The following is a 25,012-nucleotide window of genomic DNA, read 5'->3' as shown; positions in this document are numbered from 1 at the left end:
TTTATACCGTTAAATTAATCTCTTGCACCACACCCACCTTGCCGTCTTCCGTGAGATAAACACCGGAATTGGCCACCTCTCCCAGTGACTGGTTATCGGGCCCCTTCAACTGAAACGGCGATGACACATGACCGAGAAAAATCGCGCCGATGTTTTTATCGCCCAGCGCCGCCAGTTGACTGGTGCCATCTTCATTAGTCATCCAGATGCGCAACTGGTGATAAATACTGTCACCTTCATCAATAAAATTATTGCCGTCCTCATCAAACGCCGCCAGCTCGGCAAAACCACGCCCGCTAGTAGGGCCAAACAATTCACTGCCGTTATTGATTGCCCCATCGCCATTGCGATCCAACGCCAGATAGCCATTGCCGGGGCGTAAACTCGCAATCTGCTCTGCTGTGCCGTCGCTATCCAGATCAAATGCAAAACGGGTTTGGGTGAGGCCCGCCCCCAAGCCATCAAAATTGATTACCAGCGGGTCAATTTTGGCGGCGCCAATACGCACTTCCAGATGGGATTCCTGCACAAACTCGCGGCTCATTGTAAGTGCAACGGCAAAGTCGATGTCGCGCCCGTCCGCCGTGCGCACCACACCCACCGCTTGAAAACTGGATGCCTCCTGTTCGCTATAACGCTCCTGACGCTGGTAAACCAAGCCCGGCCCGGTAGCGCGCGCCAATACTTGCGCCGGTGGGGTGGCATCCACCGCGAGTGTTTGCACAGCGCCGCCGTCTGTTTTGGGCTGTATATCCGCAGGGGTTGTTACCTGCAAGTCCTTACCGGTGATGGCCTTGTACATCGCCTCCAGAATCATCAAATTCAAACGCGAACGGGAATCCAGTTGGGGCGATAAATCCAGCAGCTGTCGCTCGCGATGCATGGCCAACACCGAACCGGCGGAGGATAAATCCACCCGCACCGCAGGCTGTTGCGGCGCTGTTTCTGGTTCAGTGACGGGGGTGGCAGCTCTATCGCCCAACCAAAACTCCAGGCGCTCAGCAACCTGATGCTCTTCACGATAGTCATGTTGGGCTGCCATGTGGATCTGTGCCTTGGCAATAATCATAGAGTCGCCTGCATAGGATTAAGGGATACAAACCCTATAGCGGCAAAAACGCGTACTTTTTGAGCAGAAAAATGCAAAAGAATTAGATTTTGTGGTTATAAGCGACAGAAAGCAGAAGCCGGAAAATCTACAGAACGAGTGCCTAGTTACTCGCCAGCGCCAATTGGGTTTTATAGCGCTGATGCAGAATGTTAACGCGGAAAACGTAGGTTTTGGTTTCATCAAACGGAGGCACGCCGCCGTACTTCTCCACATTGCTGGGGCCAGCATTGTAGGCGGCAGTCGCACGGGTGATGTCGCCATTAAAACGTTTGAGTAACCATGCCAAATATTTCACCCCACCATCGATATTTTGCGCGGCGTTGTAGGCATCACTAACTCCCATATCTTTGGCGGTGCCGGGCATTAATTGCATCAAGCCCATGGCGCCCTTGCGGGAACGGGCAAGAGGGTTGAAGTTGGACTCGGCATGAATCACCGCCCGCACCAGTGATGGATCTACCCCATGGCGCGCCGCTGCTTGCGTGATGGAATAGGTAAATTGGGATAAGTACAGGCGGGTAACACGCCAGTCCACTGTCGATAGCGGGTTACAAGCAAAGCAGGAGTTGTAAACAATAACTTGATAATCGGTTTTGCGAGGCTGGCGATCCGAATAAGTCACGGCGCCGTCTTTGCGATACTTAAAAAAAGTCAGTTGCTGGGGTTTATTTGCCTGGGCTGCCGCTTCTCGCTCCAAACGCTCCTGTTCTTGGCGCGCTTTTTCCTCAGCGGCAGTACGCTCGGCAATACGGCGCACATGGGCTTCAACGTCGGTAATGCTGGATTCCTGATGGGCCAGCAGCTTTGCCGCCGAAGGGGTTGGCGCAAGCGAAACCTCATTCAACGGCGAGAGCTCCACCATGCCTGTTTCAGCCAATAGGCAGCCACTGGAGAACCCCAGAAGCAGCACACCTATGACAAAAGCACCCTTACGCACGGCCAACACTCTCTCAGTAATGGAACAGCAACTACACCACACCGGCGTAAACGGCGCCGGGAGGTTAAGTGTAGCTCAGCCAGCGCACAGCACGTGGCACCAAAAACGATTTCCGTGACCAACTACCACTTGATAGGACTCGCCGTTTTCGGGACACAGGCTTCGGGGCTCAGGACTCAAGCCACACATCGCGTACCCAGTGCCATACCGAGGGCCAGGTTTCGTCGGTTAATTCGCCATCGCGCCAAAACACTACTTCGCCGTCCTGCTCGACGCAATGGTAAGCACCATTCACTTCACACAGCGGCATTAAATAACGCGGCACCCCCTGCTCCCAGGCAACTGCCGTCACCTCGGGCAAATAAGTATGCGAGTAAGGGTCGGCCGCCGTAACCGGCTCAATGGAACCGTAAACCACATCGCTGGCCTCCAACAAAAAGCTGCGCATTTCGCGAGGGATTGGCAGTAATAATTCTTCTTCGATTTCAACCAAGCGGTCTTCATCGGGCAATTCCAGCGGCACAGGGACTGGCTCATTGTGATCGCGCAACAGCTCAAGAACTTCATCGATATCGGAATCGGACTCAGACATATAACTACCTGAAAATGACAAAGGGAGGCGGACTATAGCCCGATCAACCAAACAACGACAACTGGCTTTCCACCAATTGGTTCAGCGACTCATCGCGGAAATGCAAAATGCTGTCAGCGACAGGAGAAAGCTGTTTGTCGATGTAATGCTGATAATCAATCGGGCTTTGTAATAGCGACAGGTTTACTTCATAACTGCCTAGCGGCTCGGGGCCGTTGGTGGTGATCACATAACTGATCCAATCACCGCGCCGCAGGGTTTCACCGGTGAGCTGTGCGTATTTGCGTGCGGCCTGTACATGGGGTGGGACATTTTTTTGATATTCATGTAAATGACGGCGCAGGCGTTTGCGATAAATTAATTCCAAATCACGTTTTCCCGCCAAAACCTCTGCCGTCGTACTGCGCACAAAATCAAAATAATCCTCACCATCAAACACTTTGCGGTAAAGCGTCATTTGAAATTCTTTGGCCAATTGTGTCCAATCGGTGCGCACGTTTTCCAACCCTTTAAATACCATCTCGCGCTCGCCATTTATTTCTATCAAACCGGCGTAACGTTTTTTAGTACCCAATTCAGAGCCGCGAATCGTAGGCATTAAAAAGCGCAAGTAATTAGTTTCGTACTGAATTTCCAATGCGCTGTTTATATTGAATTCCGTGCGCAATGTCTCTGCCCACCAGAGGTTCAGCTCTTTCGCCAGACGCTTGCCAATAAGGTCACATTGCGACGCTACCTTTGGTGGATAACCCGTGCAATTATTTTCCAGCCACACAAACAGCGAATCAGTATCGCCATAAATAACCGCATACCCCTGCTGCTCAATCCAATCGCGGCTGCGCTGGATAATTTCATGACCGCGCAAGGTAATTGAGCTGCATACACGAGGGTCGAAAAAACGGCAGCCGGTGGAGCCCAGCACACCATAAAACGAATTCATAATAATTTTGATGGCGTGGGAGAGCGGCGCATTTTTATGTTGTTTGGCTCGGTCGCGCGCCGCAGAAAGCTGTTCGATCACATTAGGCAGAATATGCCCCTCACGCGCAAAATAAGCCTCGTTAAAACCGGGCACAATTTGTTCATCGCTCAAGTGATTGTGCTGCGCCAACCAAAAGGCACAGGGGTCGATTAAAAACGTTCGTATAATGCTCGGATACAGACTTTTAAAATCCAGTACCAAAACGTTGTCATAAATACCGGGGCGCGAGTTCATCACATAACCGCCGGGACTAATGACATCAGACTCCAACTCACCCAGATTAGGCGCCACATAACCGCGCCGATGCAAACGCGGCAAATACAAATATTCAAATGCCGCCACCGAACCGCCGATGCGATCCAATAACAAACCCGTCAATTGGCTGCGTTCCAACGCAAACGCCAGCAATTCCTGGCGCTGGAATATTTTCCACACCAACTCGCAGTCGTGCAGATTATATTCGGCCAGCGCGATTTTATCGGTGTTAAACAATTGGGTAATATCACTGCCGCGATCATTACCGCTGATTAATTTACTTTCACCCAATAATTCTTCCGAGATATTTTGCAGCGAATAACTTTCATAGCGATAGTTAGCCGCTTTTAACAGCTCGATACCATCCAGCGCAACGCGACCGGGAATCACCACAAAACTGCGACCGCCGTCATTGGCATCTTCATGGCGCCAATGAATGGATTGGCCTGCGCGACCCAACTGCAACGGCATTTTTAATCGCTGGCACAGTTTTTCCAGCACCAACAAATCAAACTGCACCAGATTCCAACCAATTAAAATATCCGGGTCAAACTCCGCAATCGCCGCGAAAAATTGTTGTAAGCATTCTTTATCGTCGCGACAAAAAATAATCGTGTGATTACTTTCTGGGGTCGCGCTATTTTCACCCTCGCCGATCATAAACACGGTTTTTGCCGCATCACACCAAATAGCAATGGAATAAAGCTGCTGCGCATCCATCGAGGTTTCTATATCCAGCGACAACATGCGCAACCTTGGTCGCCACAGCGCGTCCTCAACCGGTACAAGGCGCGGGTTGCGCAACGGTTGTTGGGTAATATCCGGCATATCCAGCTGCGCCGCTGCGGTAATAAAACGCTCCATTAAATAGCGCTCGGGCGGGCGGATATCGCTTTCCCAAAAAGCAATATCCTGCTGCCGTAACAGATCCTGCGCATCGCGCGCAGTGCGGTGCTGTTTGAAATAGAGGGCAACAACCGGCTGATTATGAAAGGTTTTTAATTCCACCTCCGCCATACGCCAGGCGCGCAAGCGGGAAAAAAGCGCAGGCAATTCCGGTGCGTGTTTGCGCTCAACAAAAAACACCACCTCTTGCCCGGCAATTTGTGTCCAACAACTCCCCTGCTCAGTCGCCCACCACAAATCCAACACCACACCCTCACGGGTATCGCGCCATTGGCGGGTCAATAAAAAGGCATTAGTCATAAGCGCACGAATAAACTGGTTAAGTAACCAGTATTATCCCGCAGAAGGGGACAATGATGCAATCAAGATTAATTCCCCCGCTCCGATAGGTAGGCGCTGAGCGCAGCGATGCCTAATATGGATTTTTATGCGGAAAAATTAATTGAAGACAAAGGCAGAAATTAGAGTTGTAGCCGGTATGGAGCCTAGCGGAATACGGGTAATAGATTCATTAAATAAAACCATGTGTCGTTAGATTTCATGCGGTTTATTCATAAGTTTTTATGCGGATGGCGCGATTCGGCAAAAGCGGATGTTGGTGACGGGAAGCTCGGCTAGACCGACGTTTTGATTCATGAATTGGTTTGTTGGACATTGCTGTCCAACCTACGTGCTATTCACAAATTTTTATGCGTATGTCGCGATTCAGCTAAAAGCGGAAGCTAGGCGTTTATGGGTGGCAGCTTGGATTGATAACGCTCGCAGCACACGCACATTTGTAATGAAAGTCGAAAAAACGCTATGCGCCTTTAACTATAATTGAATCTGTGCCAACTAGTTTTAAAAGCGCATTTTCTGAAAAAGGCTCATCTACATCTACGCATTGTTCTGAGCTAGCAAATATAACTATCGCTCTATTTCCGTCATTTTTTGAACTAGGATAGACAACTCCATCAATTCGGTCACCATTACTACATTCAAAAATGTGTCTTATATACTCTGTAACAATTTGCGTCGGAACATAGTCAATATGTGCTCGATCCTTTCTGTCTATCGGTTTCGTAAAATCCGCAATAAAGTCTAAGAGAAAGCTCATATGATCTCGTTTACTACTATTGCGATGATCAAATATGCTAGGTATATATATGTTATCAGCTAGATCAATTACTTTCAGTGGTCTGACAGGATTAAATATACCAACAAAAGCCTTCTTGCTTTCCTCGCAGCTCTCATACGTTTCTTTAATTGCAGTTTCGATTTCGAATGCACCATAAAACATTGGTATACCAGACGGGCTCATTCTGTTTGATATGGTGGCTAAATCGTTCGGCGGAGACCCCAATTCTTTTGCAGAAGACAATATTTCATCAAGTTCTACAATTCTCACCCGATAAATTGATGTGTCCGATCCAATCTCCTTTACAAGACCAATATTATTAAAAATATTTCCTAAATGATCCAATATTTGCACTGGATCTATTTCGTCATGTTGATGATCATCGTAGTTTCTGTTCTTGACTTTGAAGAACAAAAATCTTGAATGATTCAGTACAAAATCAGAAAACTTCTGCCATGCATAAAGTAAGGTCTGATCAAGACTTAATGAATATGGATCTCGTTCACACCATTCTTGGTTGAGAATAGATCTGCAAATATCATCATATACATCACCATGCCTATTCTCGATCCCGATTTTATCTAATAATTCCCAAGTATCATATACTGTAGAAAATTGCCAACCACCTTCTCGTGACTCGTACGGCAGTCCTTCATCTGCCGGGTGCCCCCATTCACGGCGGAGGCTTACTAGAATGTGTCCAATCAACAAATCTAATTCGCAGGCTTTAACTTTTTTACTACCTTTACAGTATGAACACTGAGTTTGAGTTCGATGCTCAGCTATGAACTCTTTTAAGCCGTATTCCTCAAAACAATTTACGCAGACAGTTTTACCGTAGTTTGTACGGTATCCCCGACCTTCTTCCTCTTCCATCATTCTTTTAGCTATACCCATAACTTAGTTACACTATAAAAATTGTTTCTGCGTTTGAAGAATGCGGGCTTTTCGTTTCGCGAAATTACCCGCTCACTATTTATATCCACATGGCAATGACCGTTTCTGTTTTTAATCTATCGCCAGTGCGACTAGGCACAACATCGGCAATGGGTTTTCCGTTGCGTGTAATGATGAACGCTTCACCCGCCTCAACACGGGGAAGGATTTCATGGAATTTTGTGCTAGCTTCGTTTGAGTCAATTTTTCTTAGCATGGATGCAGTCTCGCTCAACATACACACCAGCATAGAGACCTATAGAGCAAGGTCAAGCTATCTGGTTGAGCATGGGACGTAAAGACATAGGGGCGCAGTAAGTAGCCTGCCTGCGCCTACAGCCCGCCCCCTGATCCACCAAGCTCCACAGCCAACATGAATAAAATTCACATTTTCATGAATTATTATCGTTTTTATTCACTTTGGCATTCCAGTATAAAGACAACCTGTACTTAACCAGAGCCAACTTTACCCTTGCCTCTTAATCAGGTTGCAACATCACCATGAACAACGATTTTACTTTTAGCATCAAGAGCATTTGTTTCGATGAGAACTATCATCCGGCAGACAATACGCGTGCCACTACCAACTTTGCCAATTTGGCGAGGGGTAATAGCCGGCAAGAAAACTTACGCAATGCGCTGAAGATGATCGACAATCGTTTTAATGCCTTGGCGCATTGGGATAACCCTAAGGGTGATCGTTATTCGCTTGAGCTGGAGATCATTTCGGTGGAAATGGATCTTGATCACGAGGGTAATGGTGACCCCTTCCCGGCGATTGAAGTTTTGAAAACCACTATTCTGGATCGCTACAACAACAGGCGTATTGAAGGCATTGTGGGGAATAATTTTTCCTCTTATGTGCGCGATTATGACTTTAGCGTGCTGCTGCTAGAGCACAACAAAAACCAACCGACATTCACTATTCCCGATAATTTTGGCGATTTGCACGGCAAGCTCTTTCAGAGTTTTGTGAACTCGACTACCTACAAAGCGCATTTTAATAAACCACCAGTGATCTGCCTGAGTGTTTCTGATAATAAAACTTATCGGCGCACTGAAAACCAGCACCCGGTGCTGGGCGTTGAATATCAGCCAAATGAATCATCGCTGACGGAGCAGTATTTCAAAAAGATGGGCTTGGCGGTTCGCTATTTTATGCCACCCAATAGCGTTGCGCCGCTTGCCTTTTATTTCTTTGGGGATCTGCTGGTTGATTACACCAACCTTGAATTGATCAGCACCATTAGCACTATGGAAACTTTCCAGAAGATTTATCGACCTGAAATTTATAACGCCAATGCGGTAGCGGGAGCCTATTACAAACCCAATTTAAAAAATCAGGATTATTCATTAACCAAAGTGGTTTATGACCGCGAGGAGCGCAGCAGATTGGCGATTGAACAGGGGAAATTTGCTGAAAAACAATTCATCAAACCCTACCAGAGCATTCTTGAGCAATGGTCTGCCAAGTACGCGTTTTAATTAGCCATGCTGTTGATTTTTTTGGATACCCGCGTTCGCGGGTATGACGGGAAGTGAATATTTCAGAACTTCCCAAAACCATTCATATAAACAAGATCATTCACTATGAAAACATTATTGCCCACATCCACCGCTGGCAGCTTACCCAAGCCTTCCTGGCTTGCACAACCTGAGACACTTTGGTCACCCTGGAAATTGCAAGGTGATGAACTATTGGAAGGCACACAGGATGCGTTGCGTTTGTCATTGCAAGAACAACAACAGGCAGGGATTGATATTGTTGGTGATGGCGAGCAATCGCGCCAACACTTTGTGACGACGTTTATTGAGCACCTGAGCGGTGTTGATTTTGCGCAGCGCGAAACCGTTAGAATTCGCAATCGCTATGATGCGAGCGTACCGACGATTGTTGGTGATGTGTCGCGCCAGAAACCGGTTTTTGTTGAAGACGCTAAATTTCTGCGCAAACAAACCACACAACCGATTAAATGGGCCCTGCCCGGCCCCATGACGATGATTGATACGCTTTACGATGGCCACTACAAAAGCCGCGAAAAGCTGGCTTGGGAATTTGCCAAAATTCTCAACCAGGAAGCGAAAGAATTAGAGGCGGCGGGCGTTGATATTATTCAGTTTGATGAACCTGCCTTTAATGTGTTTTTTGATGAGGTGAATGACTGGGGCATTGCTACATTAGAACGAGCGCTAGAAGGGCTCAAGTGCGAAACAGCCGTACATATTTGTTATGGCTACGGCATAAAAGCCAATACTGAATGGAAAAAAACGCTGGGTTCCGAGTGGCGGCAATACGAAGAGATTTTTCCCAAACTGCAAAAATCCACCATCGATATCATCTCGCTGGAATGCCATAACTCGCGCGTACCAATGGAGCTACTTGAACTGATTCGCGGAAAAAAAGTGATGGTCGGTGCGATTGACGTAGCAACCAATACTATTGAAACACCCGAGGAAGTCGCCAATACCCTACGCAAAGCCCTGCAATTTGTAGACGCCGACAAACTCTGCCCCTGCACCAACTGTGGCATGGCGCCTTTATCTCGCCAAGTCGCGCTCGGCAAACTGAATGCCTTAAGCGCAGGTGCGGAAATTGTGCGCAGGGAACTCGCGCGCTGAGAAAAAGAGGAGAGAGAAATAATTGGTAGGTTAGGCAGCAATGCCCAACATCTTGGAATCAAACTATATTGTTGGGCATGGCTGCCCAACCCACGTTATACGCACTATTAATCTGCCCAGCAGTTAAAATGTTTGGGCACCGCTTTTTACAGGTGCTCGATTAAATCACAGGTCACCACCAATCGTTTTGGCTGTTGAGTGGTCGGCGCTGGTGAGCGGTGAATAATTCCTCTTCCTTCATTTCCTTCCCACAACTCGCCTTTGAATAAAGCCACATCACCCGCTGCCATGCGTTGGATGTGGCGTTCACTCGCGGTGATCGCACCAGGTGTATTGATTTGGCTGGCAAACGCAGTGCCCAAGGCTGTGCGATTGGATAATTGATCGGGCAGCCATTCGGTGGCCAAACCGTAATAGGTGGTGATTAAACGAATGGCGACATTGTCGGTATGGAAACGCGGGCACATGGCGTGTTCGAGGGTGTTAATGCGCAGGCCGAGGATTTTTGCATCGAACAAACAGGCAAACATATCCAACACATGATGGATATCCGCATAAAACGCCGCCGCACTAATACAAGAACTTTGTTCGCCAATTAATGCAGATGGAAAGAATGCAGGCGGAAATACCCGTTGGATTTCTTCCATCAGTTGTTCGGGCGAACCCGATAATTTCAGTGCAATAGTTTTTGGTTTGCGCAGCAGCTCATTCAAATAACAGTCGACATCTTGCTGCAATTGGCGCTGCCAAATCGCAATGCTGATGGCATCCTCATAAATGCGCGCGAGCACGGCGGGATCTTGATCGATTGCCCAATCATCACCCGCTGTTTCTGATTGCAACATGACACTCATATCCGGCTCCTTAATTAATAGGAATAAGCTTAGTGCGCGTGACCTTGCGTCCAAGTCGGAAACGGATCGGGTAGTGTTTTCCAAAAATCCTGGCCTTTTAACACTTCTTCTTCCGTGAGTAAGCACTGATCGAGCTGCGTGGTGACAAATTCTTTATCCAGATTTTGGCCGATAAATACCAGCTCCTGACGCATATCGCCAAAGGGCTCCACCCACTTTTCCATAATGTAATTTACCTGCTCTTCGTCTTCCGGCCATTGCTCTTTGGGGATAGCTTTCCAGAACATTCCTGCAGCGCCATGCTGTGCAATACCACCCGCCTGACTCCACTGCCCTGCCCATTGGGGGCGGGATGCCAACCAAAAAAATCCTTTTGAACGAAGCAACTTTCCTTTTACGGCTGGGCTTAAGAAAAACGCATAAATTTTTTCCGGGTGAAACGGGCGGCGTGCATGGTAAGAAAAACTGCTAATGCCATATTCTTCTGTTTCCGGTGTGTGCTGGCCGCGCATTTCTTTTAACCAGCCCGGTGCTTGCTGGGCTTTTTCAAAATTGAATTTTCCGGTGTTGAGCACTTTGTTGAGCGGTACGTTGCCACGCTCTACGGGAATGATTTCGGCATCGGGATTCAGCTTGGTTAAAATCGCGTAGAGTTCAGCAAGTTTTTCTTTTGAAATTAAATCGGTTTTGCTGATTAACAACACATCGCAAAATTCGATTTGATCGACAAGTAAATCCGCCACATTGCGCTCGTCTTCTTCACCGAGGCTTTCGCCGGTTTCTTGCAGCGAGAGCGCATCGTAGTAATCATTTAAAAAATTCACCGCATCGACAACAGTAACCATGGTATCCAGCCGCGCGACTTGCGAGAGGCTCTGGCCGTGTTCATCTTCAAAGGTAAAGGTTTCGGCAATCGGCAAAGGCTCGGAAATACCGGTAGATTCAATTACCAGATAATCAAAACGCCCTTCTTTTGCCATGCGCGTCACTTCGACCAGCAAATCCTCACGCAGTGTGCAGCAGATGCAGCCATTGCTCATCTCTACCAGTTTTTCTTCGGCGCGATTTAATTCCACCTGATTTTGGATCAATGATGAATCGATATTCACTTCGCTCATGTCGTTCACTATCACGGCGACGCGGCGGTTTTCGCGATTATTCAGAATATGGTTGAGCAGCGTAGTTTTACCGGCCCCTAAAAAGCCGGATAAGACGGTAACAGGTAGCAAGGTAACGGGCAGAGCAGTAACGGGAAGTGGATTCATGATCGGTTGCCTATATTTGTATAAATCACGCGCTATTGATTGCGCCTGTTGAATAATTAATTGCGCTGTTTGGAAAAACTTCGCTCCAGTTCTTCTTGCCGGGCTTTTTCTTCGGTGCTGAATTCGGTTGTTGGGCGAGCCAGTAACCGCGCCAAACCAATTTCAACACCCGATGCTTCGCAATAGCCATAATCGCCCTGCTCAATGCGATCCAGCGCTTTATCGATTTTGCGCAGCAGAAAAAACTCTCGCTCTGCAATACGCATTCGCTGGCGGTTTTCTTCTTCCCATAAAGCGCGATCCAGCTCATCCGCTTCAGTTGATGGAGCGGCGATTTCTTGTTTAATCGTCTCTATGTGTTCTGCCGTTTGCTGTTTTAAATCCAGCAGCAACTGACGAAAAAACGTCAACTGGGCGGTATTCATATAGTCAGCAGCAGGCATTTGCAGCAGTTTTGCTGCCGTTAGGGGCGCTTGCGCTATAGATGCAGCTTTTTTAACCATTTGACACCTTCTAGTTGCGCACAATAGATATGTTATAATGTAACACATTTAGCATAAAGGACAATTCCTTAATTGATAAGAACAAGCAGGAGCCCAAAAAATGCATAACGATTACATCGAAAGTGACTGGCAAACTAAAGCCAAAAGGGTTTGCAATGACGCTAATATCGCCATGACACCTAAGCGCCTGGAGGTGTACACCACGTTACTCAAGGCGGGCCATCCACTGTCTGCTTATGAACTTATCGATGCTGTTAAAACCGATTTTGCGCGGCAACTCACCCCTATTTCGATTTACCGAATGCTCGAATTTTTGGAACAAAAACATTTGGTGCGCAAATTAAAATCGGCCAGTAAGTACGTGGCGACGAACTTGGCAGCAGAAGCGAATAGCCATCAGGTGTCGCAGTTTCTAATCTGTGGCGAGTGCGGAGAGGTGAAAGAGCTAGGCGTTGATGAGCGTCTATTAGGGGAGCTTAAGACTTTTATAAGCTCATCAGGCTTTCAACTAAAAAATCTGGAGTTGGAATTGGATTGTGTTTGCACTGATTGCTCAGTCAGCATCAGTGCAAACAATGGCGATTAAAAAATTATTTCAAAACACGACTCGAACTCGCCGGATGCCATGGTTCAGGAACATAACGGGTGCGCGCCAAGGTTTTGTAATATTCCAAATCATGTTTGGGTTTTTCATAACCGGCGGGGATCGCTTTGCCGGAGTAGGTTTGGAAATAGAGTACACAGGAGTCGCGCCAGATGATTGCATCGCGCTCTTGCACTTTTAATAGGGCTTTCACTTGCGCAAAGCGCGCGGGGTCAACGTAGGCTTCTTGTGCATCCCACGCGGTTTGCATCGCGCGCACTTGCTCTACGCCTTCGTAGTATTTGTGCACTAACTCTTCCCACAGTGTGCGACCGGATTTCATTTTGTGATCCCAACTTACATGGTGGAACCAGAGCAACAATTCCTCCGATACTGCGTTTACATCGCCATAAATTTTTGCCAAAGGTGCCGGGTATTGCGCGATAGCATTGGAGCCGGTATTGGTGCGGTTAAAACCCAAACCGTCTTTTGCGGCACGGTGATAATAAATGGCGGTCCAATCCGGGCGCTCAGAATTTTCCGTCCAGGGTGCAGGGCCGTAGTGATCGCCTTGTGAATAGAGATGAGTCAGCCCTAAAGGTGAGCGGTAATTCACACCGGCTTCGCGCGAGGTCATCATCAGCTCTTTCATTGGGTCGATAAATTTCTGCTCGTTGGAGAAAGTCATACGCAGCCATTCTTCGGCGGCTGTTTCTGCACTGATTTCGTGATCCCACGCCATGCGCCCAAAGGCATACCAGCTGGATTGTACAAAAGGGTGACCGGTCCAATTGCGATCGGTACCGGGGTTGATGACCGCTGCCATGCCAGTGCGTTTGGTTTTAAATACTTTCCCTTCTAGAATGTTACCAATGGTTGAGCCCTCACCCTTCGCATAAGTTTCGGTGCGCAGCGATTCCTCAAACAACGGGCCTTGATACGCAAGGTGGGTGGCGAAACCAAAATATTCTTGTGTGACTTGGAACTCCATCATCATGTTGGTTTTTTCCATCGCGGAAAATAATGCGGAATAAGGTTCGCGTGGCTGGAAATCGATGGGGCCATTTTTGACTTGCAGGATGACGTTGTCTGCAAATTTGCCATCAAGTGGTTTGAATTCATCGTAAGAGCCGCGAAAGCGGTCGCCAATGTCCGGGCTGTACACAAACGCGCGCCAGAACACTACGCCACCAAAAGGTTCTAGCGCAGCGGCGAGCATATTCGCACCATCGGCGTGATTGCGCTGGTAATCCTGTGGCCCTGGTTGACCTTCGGAATTCGCTTTTACCAAGTAGCCGCCAAAATCCGGAATATATTTATAGACTCTGGCAGTGCGCTCTTTCCACCATTGTTGTACGCGCGGATCGAGTGGATCGGCGGTATCCAAATCACCAAATGCGCGTGGTGAATCGTAATTAATCGATAGGTACATTTTTATGCCGTAGGGGCGAAATACTTCGGCAAGCGCAGCAATTTTTTCTAAAAATTGATCGCTCAGAATACGCGGATCGGCATTCACGTTGTTCAGCACTGTGCCGTTAATACCGAGCGAGGCATTAATGCGAGCGTAGTCTTCATAACGTTCAGATTTATGATCGGGCAAGGTGCCCCAATCCCACAGCGATAACCCGGCATAACCGCGCTCAACCACGCGATTTAAATTATCCCAGTGATTCACTACGCGGTGCTGTAATTTGGGTGCACTGAGAATGTTCAGGTTATCCAGTGATTGTTGTGTTTGCAGTAAACGTAAAAAATGAAAACTGCCGTAGAGCGCACCCACATCGGTATTGGCTGCAATCACTAATGCAGTACGTTTATTAATTTTTTGCTCGGTAATTAAATAACCTTCATCACCCAATGTAGCGAGTTCAGTATTTAGCCCGAGCGCTGCAATCAGCGCAGAGTTGTTGGGGGTTCCAATCACCAGCGCATTTTTTGCGGGGTTTTTAGTGGCGCTAGCAATAGGTTTAGCTAACAAACCACTCAAGCCGCGCTGCAATTCTGCAGCAGCTTTTTGCATAGTTGCCGAGTCGCCCTGCACCACCACTTGGGTGATTTGTTTGCGATAGGTTTTAAGCTGTTGCTCATTGCTAATTGGCTGATAGCGCAGCCACATTTCATAACCGTCCTCCGCATACGCATTACTAACGGCCAATAGGGGTAATAAGAAAAACAACCAACCGTACTTATTGATATAGAGATTGATATAGATATTGATACAGGTTTTAAACACTTCCACACCCCTCGTAAACGTTTCTTAATTTGCTGTCTCAGCATTTGCTGCGTATCTTATAGTCATCTAAAATATAACACTGATATACAAGAACACCAAACAGCTTTTTACCCATGAAAATGTAAAGTTTTATCCACAACAGGCTATCAACAACAATAAGCACAGAGGATCAACCTATGAATCTTTCACGTCGGCAACTTCTCGCACTAACCAGTGCGGGCATCGCGATGGGCCAAGCCAGCAAACTTGCGGCAGCAACCAAAGCGGCGGAGCAAACCGGGCTTAAAAGTGCCTACAAGGATAACTTTTTAATCGGCGCCGCACTCAATGCGACTATTGCGAGCGGTGCAGATGAGCGCCTTAATACCTTGATTGCCAAAGAGTTTAATTCAATTACGCCAGAAAACTGCATGAAATGGGGTGTATTGCGCGATGCCCAAGGCCAGTGGAATTGGAAAGACGCCGATGCATTTGTTGCATTTGGCACCAAACACAATCTGCACATGGTTGGCCACACCTTGGTATGGCACAGCCAGATCCACGATGAAGTATTTAAAAACGCCGATGGTAGTTACATCAGCAAAGCCGCGTTGCAGAAAAAAATGGAAGAGCACATCACCACCCTCGCGGGCCGCTATAAAGGCAAACTTGCCGCTTGGGATGTAGTGAATGAAGCGGTGGGCGATGATTTGAAAATGCGTGACAGCCATTGGTACAAGATTATGGGCGATGATTTTATCTACAACGCCTTTACCCTTGCCAATGAAGTCGACCCCAAAGCGCACTTGATGTACAACGATTACAACATTGAGCGCACCGGTAAACGCGAAGCCACAGTGGAAATGATCAAGCGCTTGCAAAAACGCGGCATGCCCATTCACGGTTTAGGAATTCAAGGGCATTTGGGAATAGATACACCGCCTATTGCCGAGATCGAAAAAAGTATTATCGCCTTCGCCAAATTGGGCCTGCGCGTACACTTTACCGAGCTGGATGTAGACGTACTGCCTTCGGTATGGGAACTGCCGGTAGCTGAAGTTTCTACCCGCTTTGAATACAAACCCGAGCGCGACCCCTATACCAAAGGTTTGCCGCAGGAAATGCAAGACAAATTGGCAAAACGCTACGAAGATTTATTCAAATTATTTATCAAACACAGCGATAAAATCGACCGCGCCACCTTCTGGGGTGTAAGCGATGACGCAAGCTGGCTCAACGGCTTCCCGATTCCCGGTCGCACCAACTACCCACTGTTGTTTGATCGCCAGTTACAACCGAAAGACGCTTACTTCCGTTTACTGGATTTAAAACGTTAAGCTCAAAATAAAAATCCCGCATCACTGGGTGATGCGGGATTTTTTTTACAACACAGATTGTTTTACCACTTCATTTTCTTTTCGATAAACGCTGTTAATAACTCTGCATTCGCCTTGTGTTGTGCGATACGTGGATGCTGACCGTAACCGTTAAAGGGAAAGAAAATAGTATCGATTTTCTTGTAATTATTTTCTTGCTGCATACGCGCTACCGCATCTTTTACATAACCCGGCCAGGTCGGATTAGCCGTTGCATCCATACTGCCCAATGCACAAATAATCTGCGCTTTAGGATATTTTGCGCGAATAGTGCGCACAAAATCCACGTAGGCTTGCACTCGCTGTGCATCACTGGGAATGGGTTGCAAACGTTTTTCACGGTCAACTAACCAACTATCGTTTTGAAACAAATTGATCACGACTAGATCCGGCGTCCAGCGCGAAAAATCCCATTGACTGCCATTATCCCCCACTGCATTTAGCTGATCGTAAAACTGCGGCATGATGAACGGAAACCAGCTGATCATAATGCCAATGCCGCTTTGCGAAATAGTGTGCAGCTCAGCGTTTACATTGCGCGCCGTGATTGCACCATAGGCCCAATAATTATTTTTTTCGCTGAGCAAATGATCCGCGCCATTATCTGCACCTTCATTGCCCATGCCGCTGGTGATGGAATCACCGTAAATTTCCATGCGGCGCTTGGGGCGCGCTGGCGGTTTAAGCAGGCTCGCATCCTTATCCAGCACTAGACCTTTGAAGTGAGTTGCGCCCTCCTCGCCTTCGGTGCGCTTGTAAATTTCCAGCCTGTGTTTGCCCGGTTTTAAGGCGGTGGAGATCACATAAGTATGCTCACCTTGTTTTGCCTCCAACACATAGGGGTGTTGGGTTTCACCATCGACTATCACATTAAAAAAGTTTTTGCCTAATTGATCGTCGAGCACAATCGCAAGCGAGGTGCCAGTGAAATTGGCTTTAATACTGGAACCCGGCCAGGAAAGTTGCGGGGATTTTTTATCACTAAAATCGATACGCCCGGTGTAAAGGTAATACTGATTGTCGGCACTGATGGTTTGCACCGGCTCGGCCAGCGCGAAGCTGGAAAAGCACAGCGCGCCAATTAAAAGGCTGTGGATAAATTTCATTGTAGTTCTCACGTCAGGTAGGGGTTGATGTTTTGCCGTCCAACATATGGATCTTTTTATAGCCAGTCATATTAATCGGCACCGACTACAAATACCATTGTCTGATCACTAAGAAGCGTAAACCCGCTCCGCCACGTTGCTCACAGAAAACGCGATATAACAAGACTGTTTTTGCAGCGCTTTACATGCGAACATTCAAATTATTCCCCGGCACGCAAGTACTGAGCCTAGGCCAGTGATGGTTAATAGCACAAGGCAGAAGCATGATGATAGAGAATAGCAACGAATACTTTTCCAAAACTTTCAATGCCCTGGATGCTGCAGGAGAATCTTTTACCGAAATTCTCTTTGAAAACTGTATTTTTGAAAACAGCAATTTCTCCGACACACGCTTTTACAAATGCAAGTTTGTCGATTGCATATTTACCAATACCAACCTGAGCAATATAAAAGTTGACTACAGCCGGTTTTTAGATACACGTTTTCACGAATGTAAATTAGTCGGTGTGGATTGGACCAAAGCAGACTGGCCCCGCTTTCACTTTTCATCACCGCTAAAATTTACCCAATGCATTTTGAATGACACTTCTTTTTTTGCGCTGAGTTTGAGCGAATTACAGTTGGAACACTGCAAACTTCACGATGTGGATTTTAGAAACGGTAACTTCTCCAAGGCAAATTTTACCTACAGCGATTTCACCAATAGCTTGTTTATGAAAACAAACCTGAAGGAGGCGGATTTTAGTGAGGCTGAAAATTATGACATCGATATTTTTAATAACCAGATTACCGCTGCGCGCTTTAGCCGACACGAAGCAATCAGGCTGCTAAACAGTCTGGATATCGAACTTGTCGATTAAAAAAGCAGCGCTTGCCAAAGCAAACAAGGCTTGCTATGGTTTGCCCATGAACTATTGCACTGCACTGCACATTTCACCTCTTTCTTCCGCGCCGGAATGCAATTCCGTTCGCGCCTTCGTCGTATTTGGCGATTAAGTTACCGCCCACTTAATCGCCGAAAAACCACCCCACTTTATTTTTTTCGCACAAGCAGCCTGACGGCCGCTTCTTATTTTTTGGAATTATTATGAGCAGCAAAAAAGCAAGCGCTTTGGTCATTGCCAAAACCGATTATTTACGTCTTATGCAATTAATTGAAAAAACTGACAGCGATGCGGCAGATGCTTTGGATTTGGAAATTAGCCGCGCAAAAATTGTGGAAGATGCCAAGTTACCTGCTGACGTAGTCGCAATGAACTCCACCCTCACGTTTAGCGACTTGGATTCTGCCGAAGAAAAAACCATTCAACTGGTTTACCCGCAAGATGCCGATGTAACCCAACTGAAAATCTCTGTGCTTTCACCGGTTGGCAGCGCGTTAATTGGCCTAAAAATTGGTGGTGCCATCGAGTGGCCAGTACCACAGGGAAAAGTTCGCCGTTTAAAAGTAATTGCAGTGGAACAACACAAGCAAGAAGCCTGATCCAACTCCGCGAATTCAAGCTGTTGAGTTCTATATACCTCTATTCGCGGGTATGCCCGAAAATAGTATTCCTAAGGTTTCCCCAAAAGCAAAAGGCCGATGACAATGCCATCGGCCTTTTGCTTTTTACTCACTGGGTAGTTTGTTAACCAATTCGTACGACAGGTAGTTATTTCAAATCGAACCGATCTGCATTCATCACTTTCACCCAGGCTTTTACGAAGTCTTTTACAAACTTTTCACGGTTGTCGTCTTGTGCATAGACTTCCGCGTAGGAGCGCAGGATGGAGTTGGAACCGAATACCAGATCCACACGTGTTGCAGTCCATTTCACATTGCCAGTTTTGCGTTCAACAATGTTGTAGCTGTTTTTACCGGTAGGTTTCCACTGGTAGCTCATGTCAGTCAGGTTTACGAAAAAGTCATTACTTAATACGCCAACTTTATCGGTAAACACGCCGTGCTTGGTGCCACCGTGGTTAGTGCCCAGTACACGCATGCCGCCAATTAATACTGTCATTTCCGGTGCAGTTAAGCCCATGAGCTGCGTGCGATCTAACAACAACTCTTCGGGTTGTACTACATAATCCCGTTGCACCCAGTTGCGGAAACCATCGTGAATAGGTTCCAGCGGCGCAAAAGATTCTGCATCGGTTTGCGCTTCGGTAGCATCACCGCGACCGGCAGCAAAAGGTACGCTGATATTGACACCGGCATCTCTCGCCGCTTTTTCAACGGCTGCAGTACCGCCCAACACAATTAGATCAGCCATGCTGACTTTTTTGCTCAAACCGGATTGGATGCCGGCCAGCACGCCAAGCACTTTTTGCAAACGTGCAGGCTCATTACCTTCCCAATCTTTTTGCGGCGCAAGACGAATACGCGCACCGTTGGCACCACCGCGGAAATCCGAACCGCGGAAAGTGCGGGCACTGTCCCAGGCAGTAGCAACTAATTCCGACACACTCAAACTACTACTGAGGATTTTTGCTTTCAGCTCGGCAATATCATCACTGCTGAGAATGTAATCCACCGAGGGAACCGGGTCTTGCCAGATTAAATCTTCCGTAGGTACGTCAGCACCCAAGTAGCGCGCTTTTGGTCCTAAATCGCGATGCGTTAATTTAAACCAGGCACGTGCAAATACTTCGGAAAAATACGCCTGATCTTTCGCAAAGCGTTCTGAAATTTTGCGATATTCCGGATCGACTTTCATCGCCATGTCCGCGTCAGTCATCAACGGCATGCAGCGGATGGAAGGGTCTTCCACATCGACTGGTTTATCTTCTTCTTTAATATCTATTGGTTTCCACTGCCATGCGCCCGCCGGGCTTTTAGTCAGCTCCCACTCGTGATTCAACAGCATTTCAAAATAGCCGTTGTCCCACTGGGTTGGGTTGGTTGTCCAAGCGCCTTCAATACCACTGGTCACAGTATCGCGGCCAATGCCACGGGTTTTGTGGTTGTTCCAGCCCAAGCCCTGCTCTTCTACATCGGCCGCCTCCGGCTCTGGGCCCAAATTCGCGGCGCTGCCATTGCCGTGTGCTTTACCCACGGTGTGACCACCGGCGGTGAGGGCGACAGTTTCTTCATCGTTCATCGCCATGCGTGCAAAAGTGATGCGAATATCGTTAGCGGTTTTTTGTGGATCGGGATTACCATCCACACCTTCGGGGTTTACATAAATCAGGCCCATCATCACTGCAGCTAATGGGTTTTCCAAATCGCGCTCACCAGAGTAGCGAGAACCTTCACCGCCACTTTTGGCCAGCCATTCTTTTTCCGAACCCCAGTAAATATCTTTCTCGGGGTGCCAAATATCTTCGCGGCCACCACCAAATCCAAAGGTTTTCAGCCCCATGGATTCATAAGCCATATTGCCCGCAAGGATCATCAAATCCGCCCACGAAAGCTTGTTGCCATATTTTCTTTTGATCGGCCACAACAGGCGGCGGGCCTTGTCCAAATTGCCGTTATCCGGCCAGCTATTGAGTGGGGCAAAACGTTGGTTGCCAGTGCCAGCGCCGCCACGGCCATCGGCAATGCGGTAGCTACCCGCGGAGTGCCAAGCCATACGAATAAACAGGCCGCCGTAGTGACCCCAATCGGCGGGCCACCAATCCTGGCTGTCAGTCATCAGGGCTTTGAGATCGTTTTTAACGGCTTGCAGATCAAGCTTTTTGAATTCTTCGGCGTAGTTGAAATCATCGCCGAGCGGGTTGGTCTTGCGGTCATGTTGATGGAGTATGTCGAGGTTCAAGGCATTCGGCCACCAGCTCATCACCGATTTGCTCGACTCGGTATTAGCACCGTGCATTACCGGACATTTTCCGGCTGTGTTGGTATCTTTATTGTCCATAACGCTCTCCTGTGTTGGCATTAATTGAGTAGGCTCATCACCTGGTACAGGCTTACCTTAGGCCAAAACAATCAATATAGTAAATTTATATTAAATAACTCATTAATAGCCAAAGCCTATTCTTAAAGAATTGCAGCAATTAATCCTGCGCGAAGAAAAGTCTAGAAGAACTTAAACGAAACGCCTTTGGCATCAATCAAAAAGTTGTGTAAATGCCAGCAGTGCATCCGGTTTATCCGTGAATACCGCATCTACCCCTAACTGCTGCATTGCTCGCCAATCGTCCTCGTGGTTGACGGTATAAACCCAATTTTTCAGGCCGCGTCGCTGTGCATCAACCATTAATTCGTGGGTGACAAAACTCAAATGGGTATTAAAGGAATAGGCCTTGAGTGGCTCGCAACAAGCGGCGTAATCCAGCGGAATTCCCTCTATTAATACACCGCGTTTTACCTGTGGCATTTGCTGTAAGGATTGAAACAATTGCTGATGGTCAAAGCTGGATACACAATATTGTTCGTAATTACCCCGGTGGGAATAAATGTGATCATCCAATACCTGCGCCAATATCGGCACTGTATTTTCACCTTTTATTTCAATATTCAGCAGCGCTTTTTCACCCACCAATTCCAACACCTGTTGCAAACGGGGCATGGGCTCACCGTTAGCCAGGTGTTGCGCATTTAAGTAATCGAGCGACTGAGCAGTGATTATTCCCTGACCGGATACTACGCGCCCCAAGCGACGGTCATGGGTAACAAACAGTTCACCGTGAATTTGAAAAACATCAATTTCAACCGCATATACGCCCAAGTCGAGCGCGCGCGTTATGGCAGCAAGGCTATTTTCCGGCAGTGGCGCAGGCCCGGCCAAAGGGCCGCCGCGATGGGCGATACACAACAAAGGTTTCATAAAGCACTCGTTCAGCTGTTAGGTGGGTATAATGTGCGAACGAGTATGGCAGTCGTTTATTGAATCAGCAACGCAGGTGCCGCAGTGGATCATTTACCAACATTTCAGGAAACTATGAATTTTTTACAAGAGATAACCAATCACGGTGTCTTCTCCAAATTAATTATTATATTCAGCTGCATTATTGTTTTTTCGCTTGCATCTAAATTACTTGATCGCATTATTCACGACGTCAGCGTGCGCCGTGCACTGGGCGATTTGCGCGTGCTCTACATTACCCGCCTGATGAAAATCGGCATGGTGTTTTTGTGTATTGTAGTGATGTGTTTAGTGCTGGGTTTGGGGTATAGCGAAATATCGGTATTCCTCTCCTCGATTTTTGCAGTAGTAGGTATTGCGCTGTTTGCGCAGTGGTCGATTTTAAGTAACGTCACCGCCAGCATGATTATCTTTTTCAGTTTTCCCTACAAGGTAAACGATCGGATTAAGATTTTGGATAAAGACGATGACATGAGCGGCGTGATTGTAGAAATCACCATGTTCCATGTGATCCTGGAACGGGAGGACGGCAATTTAATCACCTACCCCAACACGCTGATTTTACAAAAAGCAGTCCTAAAAATAGATCATGAATTAAAAGAAAATCACACTGAAGAAAAAATTCGCTTGGTACAGCGCGAGTTGGAGTTTAGCGCCAGCGAACCGGAAAAAATCAAGCAGCAGTATTAAATATCTTAATCCGCACCCAATAAAAAAGGCGATCCACAAAAATGAGGATCGCCTTTTTTATTCACAAATACCCATACCGCACCTTAATGAACCATCCAATTTGTCTAAATATTCCACTTGATAAACTATCGCACCCAATGATACAGTTTCACCAAGGATAGCATCGAGCTTTGACATGGATAGATTATTTAAAACCAAAACATTCAATCGATGGAGCAGCTCAGTGCTAACAGATAAAGCACTGCGCGATGCCATTAAAGAAATGCAGCAAGGCCTGATTGATGCAAACTTGGGCGGTGGGGTCTTCAAGAAACGGGTAGCTTGTGCAGGAAAAGGGAAGCGCGGTGGAGCCAGAACTTTGCTTGCAACACGTTTTAAAAATCGCTGGTTTTTTATGTTTGGATTCAACAAAAATGAACGTGAAAACATAAGCTCAAGCGAACTAAAACAATTGTATTTGCTCGCTGATGACTTGCTATCCCTGAGCGATGATGAACTAACACAAGCATTGAACTCTGGTGAATTGGTGGAGATACAAAATGACAACAAAGAATAGTCGTTTACTCGATGAAATTCGCGAAACCACTCAAGGTTTGTATGAGAGCGGAATTATTAGTGCTCGGCGAATGGGCGAATATGATCAATTGCGCAATTTAGAAGTGCATGAAATTCCTCCACAGCAAATTAAGGAATTGCGCCTGCGTGAACATCTCAGTCAAGCGGTGATGGCAGCAGTGCTAAACGTGAGTACATCTGCATTACAAAAATGGGAATCCGGTGATAACAAACCCAATGGCGCCTCATTAAGGCTACTTAATGTGATCGAAAAAAAGGGCGTAGAGGCAATTCTCTAAGCCCTTTGCAATTTTAGACCATCAGGAATTTAGTTGGAAAATTACAACACCGCCACAATCGCCCTACTCACGTAATCCATTTTCTCCACTGTTAAACCAGCCACACTAATACGACTGGTATCGGTCATGTAAATGCTGTAATCATTTTTGAGTTGATGTACCTGCGCTACCGTCAGCCCCAAAAATGAAAACATGCCGCGCTCCTTGGCGATAAAACTGAAATCCCGCGCTTGCTGCAATCCATGGAGTGCATCAACCAATTGCACACGCAAACCGGCGATGCGCTCGCGCATTTGCGTGAGTTCGCTTTGCCACAGCTGGGTGAGTTCGTCGCTGTGCAGAATGATGTCCACAATGGTTGAACCGTGTGCGGGTGGCATGGAGTAAATTGCACGCGCTACATTTAATACTTGGCTCAAGCCTGCGTCCGCTTGTTGCGGAGTCGCAAATACCAAACTCAACGCCGCTGCACGCTCTCGATACAAGCCAAAATTTTTGGAAAAAGAAGTCGCCACAATCATTTCTGGTACACGACTGGCCAACATGCGCAGGCCGTAGGCGTCTTCCTCGAGACCTTCGCCGAAACCTTGATAGGCCATATCCACAAACGGAATGATGCCGCGTTCTACCAACACATCCGCTACTTGATCCCATTGCGTGGGGGTTAAATCCGCACCGCTGGGGTTGTGGCAACAAGCGTGTAACAACACCAAATCGCCGCGCGGGATTTCCTTGAAGGTGTTAAGCATGGCGGCGAAATCGATGCTGTGGGTCGCGTAATCATAATAAGGATATTCACGTAAGGTGAGGCCGGCGCTGCCCAAGAGTGGAATATGGTTAGCCCAGGTTGGGGTGCTTACCCAAAGGTTAGCGCCGGGTTTGGCGCGCTGGATTAATTCTGCGGCTACGCGCAGTGCGCCGCAACCGCCGGGGGCTTGCACGGTGCGCACCCGCCCTGCTTCTACCGCCGGGTGCCCCACACCAAATACCAATTGGGTCGCGACTTCATTCGCGCCCGGAACACCCGCCGGTGGGGTGTAGGCTTTAGTGGAGTCGCGCGTTATACGCAGTTTTTCCGCTTCGGCCACGGCGCGCATAATCGGCGTTTGGCCCACATCGTTTTTGTAGACCCCCACGCCCAGATCCACTTTGTTGGGATTGGTATCCTTCGCGTAGGCAATGCTCAAGCCCAAAATAGGATCATTCGGCAGTAACGACAGGGTTTCAAACATGGCGGGCTCCAATCAAATAGGGGTAGCGGACTGTGTTGCGGGGCGCGATTATACGCGCAAGCTGTGAAAGAGGTTAAGTTGCTCCT

The 25,012-nt window shown here is 47.5% G+C and carries 23 protein-coding genes; 9 read left to right on the top strand and 14 right to left on the bottom strand.

Annotated features, from left to right (window positions below):
* Nucleotide 1: 1 nt before the first annotated feature.
* From NNX04_RS19710 to NNX04_RS19685, 6 genes are all read right to left on the bottom strand, one after another.
* Nucleotides 2–1,069 carry a hypothetical protein gene (locus NNX04_RS19710; RefSeq protein ID WP_261946920.1) on the bottom strand — a complete coding sequence of 356 codons (1,068 nt, stop codon included), beginning with the start codon at nucleotides 1,067–1,069 and terminating at the stop codon, nucleotides 2–4.
* 142 nt (nucleotides 1,070–1,211) lie between these two features.
* Nucleotides 1,212–2,048, bottom strand: coding sequence for a lytic transglycosylase domain-containing protein (locus tag NNX04_RS19705; RefSeq protein ID WP_232283097.1), 837 nt, complete (start codon nucleotides 2,046–2,048; stop codon nucleotides 1,212–1,214).
* Nucleotides 2,049–2,217: 169 nt separating this feature from the next.
* On the bottom strand, nucleotides 2,218–2,640 hold the full coding sequence (locus tag NNX04_RS19700) for an SMI1/KNR4 family protein (protein WP_261946919.1): 423 nt from the start codon (nucleotides 2,638–2,640) through the stop codon (nucleotides 2,218–2,220).
* A gap of 43 nt (nucleotides 2,641–2,683) precedes the next feature.
* The gene (locus NNX04_RS19695) at nucleotides 2,684–5,083 is read right to left on the bottom strand and encodes a DNA polymerase II (RefSeq protein WP_261946918.1); all 2,400 of its coding nucleotides are present in this window, start codon (nucleotides 5,081–5,083) and stop codon (nucleotides 2,684–2,686) included.
* A gap of 499 nt (nucleotides 5,084–5,582) precedes the next feature.
* Complete coding sequence (locus NNX04_RS19690) at nucleotides 5,583–6,797, bottom strand: HEPN-associated N-terminal domain-containing protein (RefSeq protein ID WP_261946917.1); 1,215 nt, start codon at nucleotides 6,795–6,797, stop codon at nucleotides 5,583–5,585.
* 79 nt (nucleotides 6,798–6,876) lie between these two features.
* Nucleotides 6,877–7,074, bottom strand: coding sequence for a type II toxin-antitoxin system Phd/YefM family antitoxin (locus tag NNX04_RS19685; protein ID WP_261946916.1), 198 nt, complete (start codon nucleotides 7,072–7,074; stop codon nucleotides 6,877–6,879).
* A gap of 263 nt (nucleotides 7,075–7,337) precedes the next feature.
* Between NNX04_RS19685 and NNX04_RS19680 the strand changes: the two genes are divergently transcribed.
* Nucleotides 7,338–8,321, top strand: coding sequence for a DUF1852 domain-containing protein (locus NNX04_RS19680; protein WP_261946915.1), 984 nt, complete (start codon nucleotides 7,338–7,340; stop codon nucleotides 8,319–8,321).
* 105 nt (nucleotides 8,322–8,426) lie between these two features.
* Nucleotides 8,427–9,455 (top strand): methionine synthase, encoded by a 1,029-nt coding sequence (locus NNX04_RS19675; protein ID WP_261946914.1) that lies wholly within the window; start codon nucleotides 8,427–8,429, stop codon nucleotides 9,453–9,455.
* 146 nt (nucleotides 9,456–9,601) lie between these two features.
* Here the strand turns inward: NNX04_RS19675 and NNX04_RS19670 are convergent, their stop codons facing one another.
* From NNX04_RS19670 to NNX04_RS19660, 3 genes are read right to left on the bottom strand one after another with little or no spacing between them, the layout of a single operon-like run.
* On the bottom strand, nucleotides 9,602–10,309 hold the full coding sequence (locus tag NNX04_RS19670; RefSeq protein ID WP_261946913.1) for a DUF1826 domain-containing protein: 708 nt from the start codon (nucleotides 10,307–10,309) through the stop codon (nucleotides 9,602–9,604).
* Nucleotides 10,310–10,338: 29 nt separating this feature from the next.
* Nucleotides 10,339–11,574, bottom strand: a complete 1,236-nt coding sequence (zigA, locus tag NNX04_RS19665) for a zinc metallochaperone GTPase ZigA (protein ID WP_261946912.1) — start codon at nucleotides 11,572–11,574, stop codon at nucleotides 10,339–10,341.
* 56 nt (nucleotides 11,575–11,630) lie between these two features.
* Nucleotides 11,631–12,077 carry a TraR/DksA family transcriptional regulator gene (locus NNX04_RS19660; RefSeq protein ID WP_261946911.1) on the bottom strand — a complete coding sequence of 149 codons (447 nt, stop codon included), beginning with the start codon at nucleotides 12,075–12,077 and terminating at the stop codon, nucleotides 11,631–11,633.
* A gap of 100 nt (nucleotides 12,078–12,177) precedes the next feature.
* Between NNX04_RS19660 and NNX04_RS19655 the strand changes: the two genes are divergently transcribed.
* Nucleotides 12,178–12,663 (top strand): Fur family transcriptional regulator, encoded by a 486-nt coding sequence (locus NNX04_RS19655; protein WP_261946910.1) that lies wholly within the window; start codon nucleotides 12,178–12,180, stop codon nucleotides 12,661–12,663.
* Between the two features lie 4 nt (nucleotides 12,664–12,667).
* On the opposite strand, the gene NNX04_RS19650 is transcribed toward NNX04_RS19655, so the two are convergent.
* On the bottom strand, nucleotides 12,668–14,896 hold the full coding sequence (locus tag NNX04_RS19650; protein ID WP_261946909.1) for an alpha-glucuronidase family glycosyl hydrolase: 2,229 nt from the start codon (nucleotides 14,894–14,896) through the stop codon (nucleotides 12,668–12,670).
* A gap of 176 nt (nucleotides 14,897–15,072) precedes the next feature.
* On the opposite strand from NNX04_RS19650, the gene NNX04_RS19645 reads away from it, so the two are divergent.
* Nucleotides 15,073–16,212 carry an endo-1,4-beta-xylanase gene (locus NNX04_RS19645; RefSeq protein ID WP_261946908.1) on the top strand — a complete coding sequence of 380 codons (1,140 nt, stop codon included), beginning with the start codon at nucleotides 15,073–15,075 and terminating at the stop codon, nucleotides 16,210–16,212.
* Between the two features lie 62 nt (nucleotides 16,213–16,274).
* Here the strand turns inward: NNX04_RS19645 and NNX04_RS19640 are convergent, their stop codons facing one another.
* Nucleotides 16,275–17,357 (bottom strand): SGNH/GDSL hydrolase family protein, encoded by a 1,083-nt coding sequence (locus NNX04_RS19640; protein ID WP_261946907.1) that lies wholly within the window; start codon nucleotides 17,355–17,357, stop codon nucleotides 16,275–16,277.
* Between the two features lie 263 nt (nucleotides 17,358–17,620).
* Here NNX04_RS19640 and NNX04_RS19635 point away from each other — a divergent pair, with 263 nt between their 5' ends.
* Nucleotides 17,621–18,217 (top strand): pentapeptide repeat-containing protein, encoded by a 597-nt coding sequence (locus NNX04_RS19635; protein WP_261946906.1) that lies wholly within the window; start codon nucleotides 17,621–17,623, stop codon nucleotides 18,215–18,217.
* A 227-nt stretch (nucleotides 18,218–18,444) separates the two neighbouring features.
* Complete coding sequence (rnk, locus tag NNX04_RS19630) at nucleotides 18,445–18,840, top strand: nucleoside diphosphate kinase regulator (protein ID WP_007644295.1); 396 nt, start codon at nucleotides 18,445–18,447, stop codon at nucleotides 18,838–18,840.
* A 169-nt stretch (nucleotides 18,841–19,009) separates the two neighbouring features.
* On the opposite strand, the gene katG is transcribed toward rnk, so the two are convergent.
* Both katG and NNX04_RS19620 read right to left on the bottom strand, forming a co-directional pair.
* Nucleotides 19,010–21,199, bottom strand: a complete 2,190-nt coding sequence (gene katG / locus NNX04_RS19625; protein ID WP_151056615.1) for a catalase/peroxidase HPI — start codon at nucleotides 21,197–21,199, stop codon at nucleotides 19,010–19,012.
* Nucleotides 21,200–21,391: 192 nt separating this feature from the next.
* Entirely contained in the window at nucleotides 21,392–22,111 is a 720-nt protein-coding gene (locus tag NNX04_RS19620) for a glycerophosphodiester phosphodiesterase (protein ID WP_151056613.1), read from the bottom strand.
* A gap of 114 nt (nucleotides 22,112–22,225) precedes the next feature.
* Here NNX04_RS19620 and NNX04_RS19615 point away from each other — a divergent pair, with 114 nt between their 5' ends.
* From NNX04_RS19615 to NNX04_RS19605, 3 genes are all read left to right on the top strand, one after another.
* Nucleotides 22,226–22,840: a mechanosensitive ion channel domain-containing protein gene (locus NNX04_RS19615; protein ID WP_050977082.1), complete on the top strand. Its 615-nt coding sequence runs from the start codon at nucleotides 22,226–22,228 to the stop codon at nucleotides 22,838–22,840.
* 175 nt (nucleotides 22,841–23,015) lie between these two features.
* Entirely contained in the window at nucleotides 23,016–23,396 is a 381-nt protein-coding gene (locus tag NNX04_RS19610) for a type II toxin-antitoxin system RelE/ParE family toxin (RefSeq protein WP_261946905.1), read from the top strand.
* Nucleotides 23,380–23,694 (top strand): helix-turn-helix domain-containing protein, encoded by a 315-nt coding sequence (locus tag NNX04_RS19605; RefSeq protein WP_261946904.1) that lies wholly within the window; start codon nucleotides 23,380–23,382, stop codon nucleotides 23,692–23,694. Before NNX04_RS19610 ends, NNX04_RS19605 begins: the two co-directional genes overlap by 17 nt.
* 41 nt (nucleotides 23,695–23,735) lie before the next feature.
* On the opposite strand, the gene NNX04_RS19600 is transcribed toward NNX04_RS19605, so the two are convergent.
* Entirely contained in the window at nucleotides 23,736–24,926 is a 1,191-nt protein-coding gene (locus NNX04_RS19600) for an amino acid aminotransferase (protein ID WP_261946903.1), read from the bottom strand.
* Nucleotides 24,927–25,012: the final 86 nt, after the last annotated feature.

This window comes from Cellvibrio sp. QJXJ, from assembly GCF_024452345.1.
Taxonomy (GTDB): domain Bacteria; phylum Pseudomonadota; class Gammaproteobacteria; order Pseudomonadales; family Cellvibrionaceae; genus Cellvibrio.
This window is presented reverse-complemented; position numbering and strand designations above follow the sequence as displayed.

Excerpts from the sequence above, each read along its gene's own strand:
- NNX04_RS19690 (WP_261946917.1), bottom strand. The coding sequence starts at position 6,797 with ATGGGTATAGCTAAAAGAATGATGGAAGAGGAAGAAGGTCGGGGATAC.
- NNX04_RS19615 (WP_050977082.1), top strand. The coding sequence starts at position 22,226 with ATGAATTTTTTACAAGAGATAACCAATCACGGTGTCTTCTCCAAATTA.
- katG (WP_151056615.1), bottom strand. The coding sequence starts at position 21,199 with ATGGACAATAAAGATACCAACACAGCCGGAAAATGTCCGGTAATGCAC.
- NNX04_RS19620 (WP_151056613.1), bottom strand. The coding sequence starts at position 22,111 with ATGAAACCTTTGTTGTGTATCGCCCATCGCGGCGGCCCTTTGGCCGGG.
- NNX04_RS19655 (WP_261946910.1), top strand. The coding sequence starts at position 12,178 with ATGCATAACGATTACATCGAAAGTGACTGGCAAACTAAAGCCAAAAGG.
- NNX04_RS19660 (WP_261946911.1), bottom strand. The coding sequence starts at position 12,077 with ATGGTTAAAAAAGCTGCATCTATAGCGCAAGCGCCCCTAACGGCAGCA.
- NNX04_RS19700 (WP_261946919.1), bottom strand. The coding sequence starts at position 2,640 with ATGTCTGAGTCCGATTCCGATATCGATGAAGTTCTTGAGCTGTTGCGC.
- zigA (WP_261946912.1), bottom strand. The coding sequence starts at position 11,574 with ATGAATCCACTTCCCGTTACTGCTCTGCCCGTTACCTTGCTACCTGTT.
- NNX04_RS19695 (WP_261946918.1), bottom strand. The coding sequence starts at position 5,083 with ATGACTAATGCCTTTTTATTGACCCGCCAATGGCGCGATACCCGTGAG.
- NNX04_RS19680 (WP_261946915.1), top strand. The coding sequence starts at position 7,338 with ATGAACAACGATTTTACTTTTAGCATCAAGAGCATTTGTTTCGATGAG.
- NNX04_RS19645 (WP_261946908.1), top strand. The coding sequence starts at position 15,073 with ATGAATCTTTCACGTCGGCAACTTCTCGCACTAACCAGTGCGGGCATC.
- NNX04_RS19675 (WP_261946914.1), top strand. The coding sequence starts at position 8,427 with ATGAAAACATTATTGCCCACATCCACCGCTGGCAGCTTACCCAAGCCT.
- NNX04_RS19685 (WP_261946916.1), bottom strand. The coding sequence starts at position 7,074 with ATGTTGAGCGAGACTGCATCCATGCTAAGAAAAATTGACTCAAACGAA.
- NNX04_RS19640 (WP_261946907.1), bottom strand. The coding sequence starts at position 17,357 with ATGAAATTTATCCACAGCCTTTTAATTGGCGCGCTGTGCTTTTCCAGC.
- NNX04_RS19610 (WP_261946905.1), top strand. The coding sequence starts at position 23,016 with ATGGATAGATTATTTAAAACCAAAACATTCAATCGATGGAGCAGCTCA.
- NNX04_RS19670 (WP_261946913.1), bottom strand. The coding sequence starts at position 10,309 with ATGAGTGTCATGTTGCAATCAGAAACAGCGGGTGATGATTGGGCAATC.
- NNX04_RS19635 (WP_261946906.1), top strand. The coding sequence starts at position 17,621 with ATGATGATAGAGAATAGCAACGAATACTTTTCCAAAACTTTCAATGCC.
- NNX04_RS19600 (WP_261946903.1), bottom strand. The coding sequence starts at position 24,926 with ATGTTTGAAACCCTGTCGTTACTGCCGAATGATCCTATTTTGGGCTTG.
- rnk (WP_007644295.1), top strand. The coding sequence starts at position 18,445 with ATGAGCAGCAAAAAAGCAAGCGCTTTGGTCATTGCCAAAACCGATTAT.
- NNX04_RS19605 (WP_261946904.1), top strand. The coding sequence starts at position 23,380 with ATGACAACAAAGAATAGTCGTTTACTCGATGAAATTCGCGAAACCACT.
- NNX04_RS19710 (WP_261946920.1), bottom strand. The coding sequence starts at position 1,069 with ATGATTATTGCCAAGGCACAGATCCACATGGCAGCCCAACATGACTAT.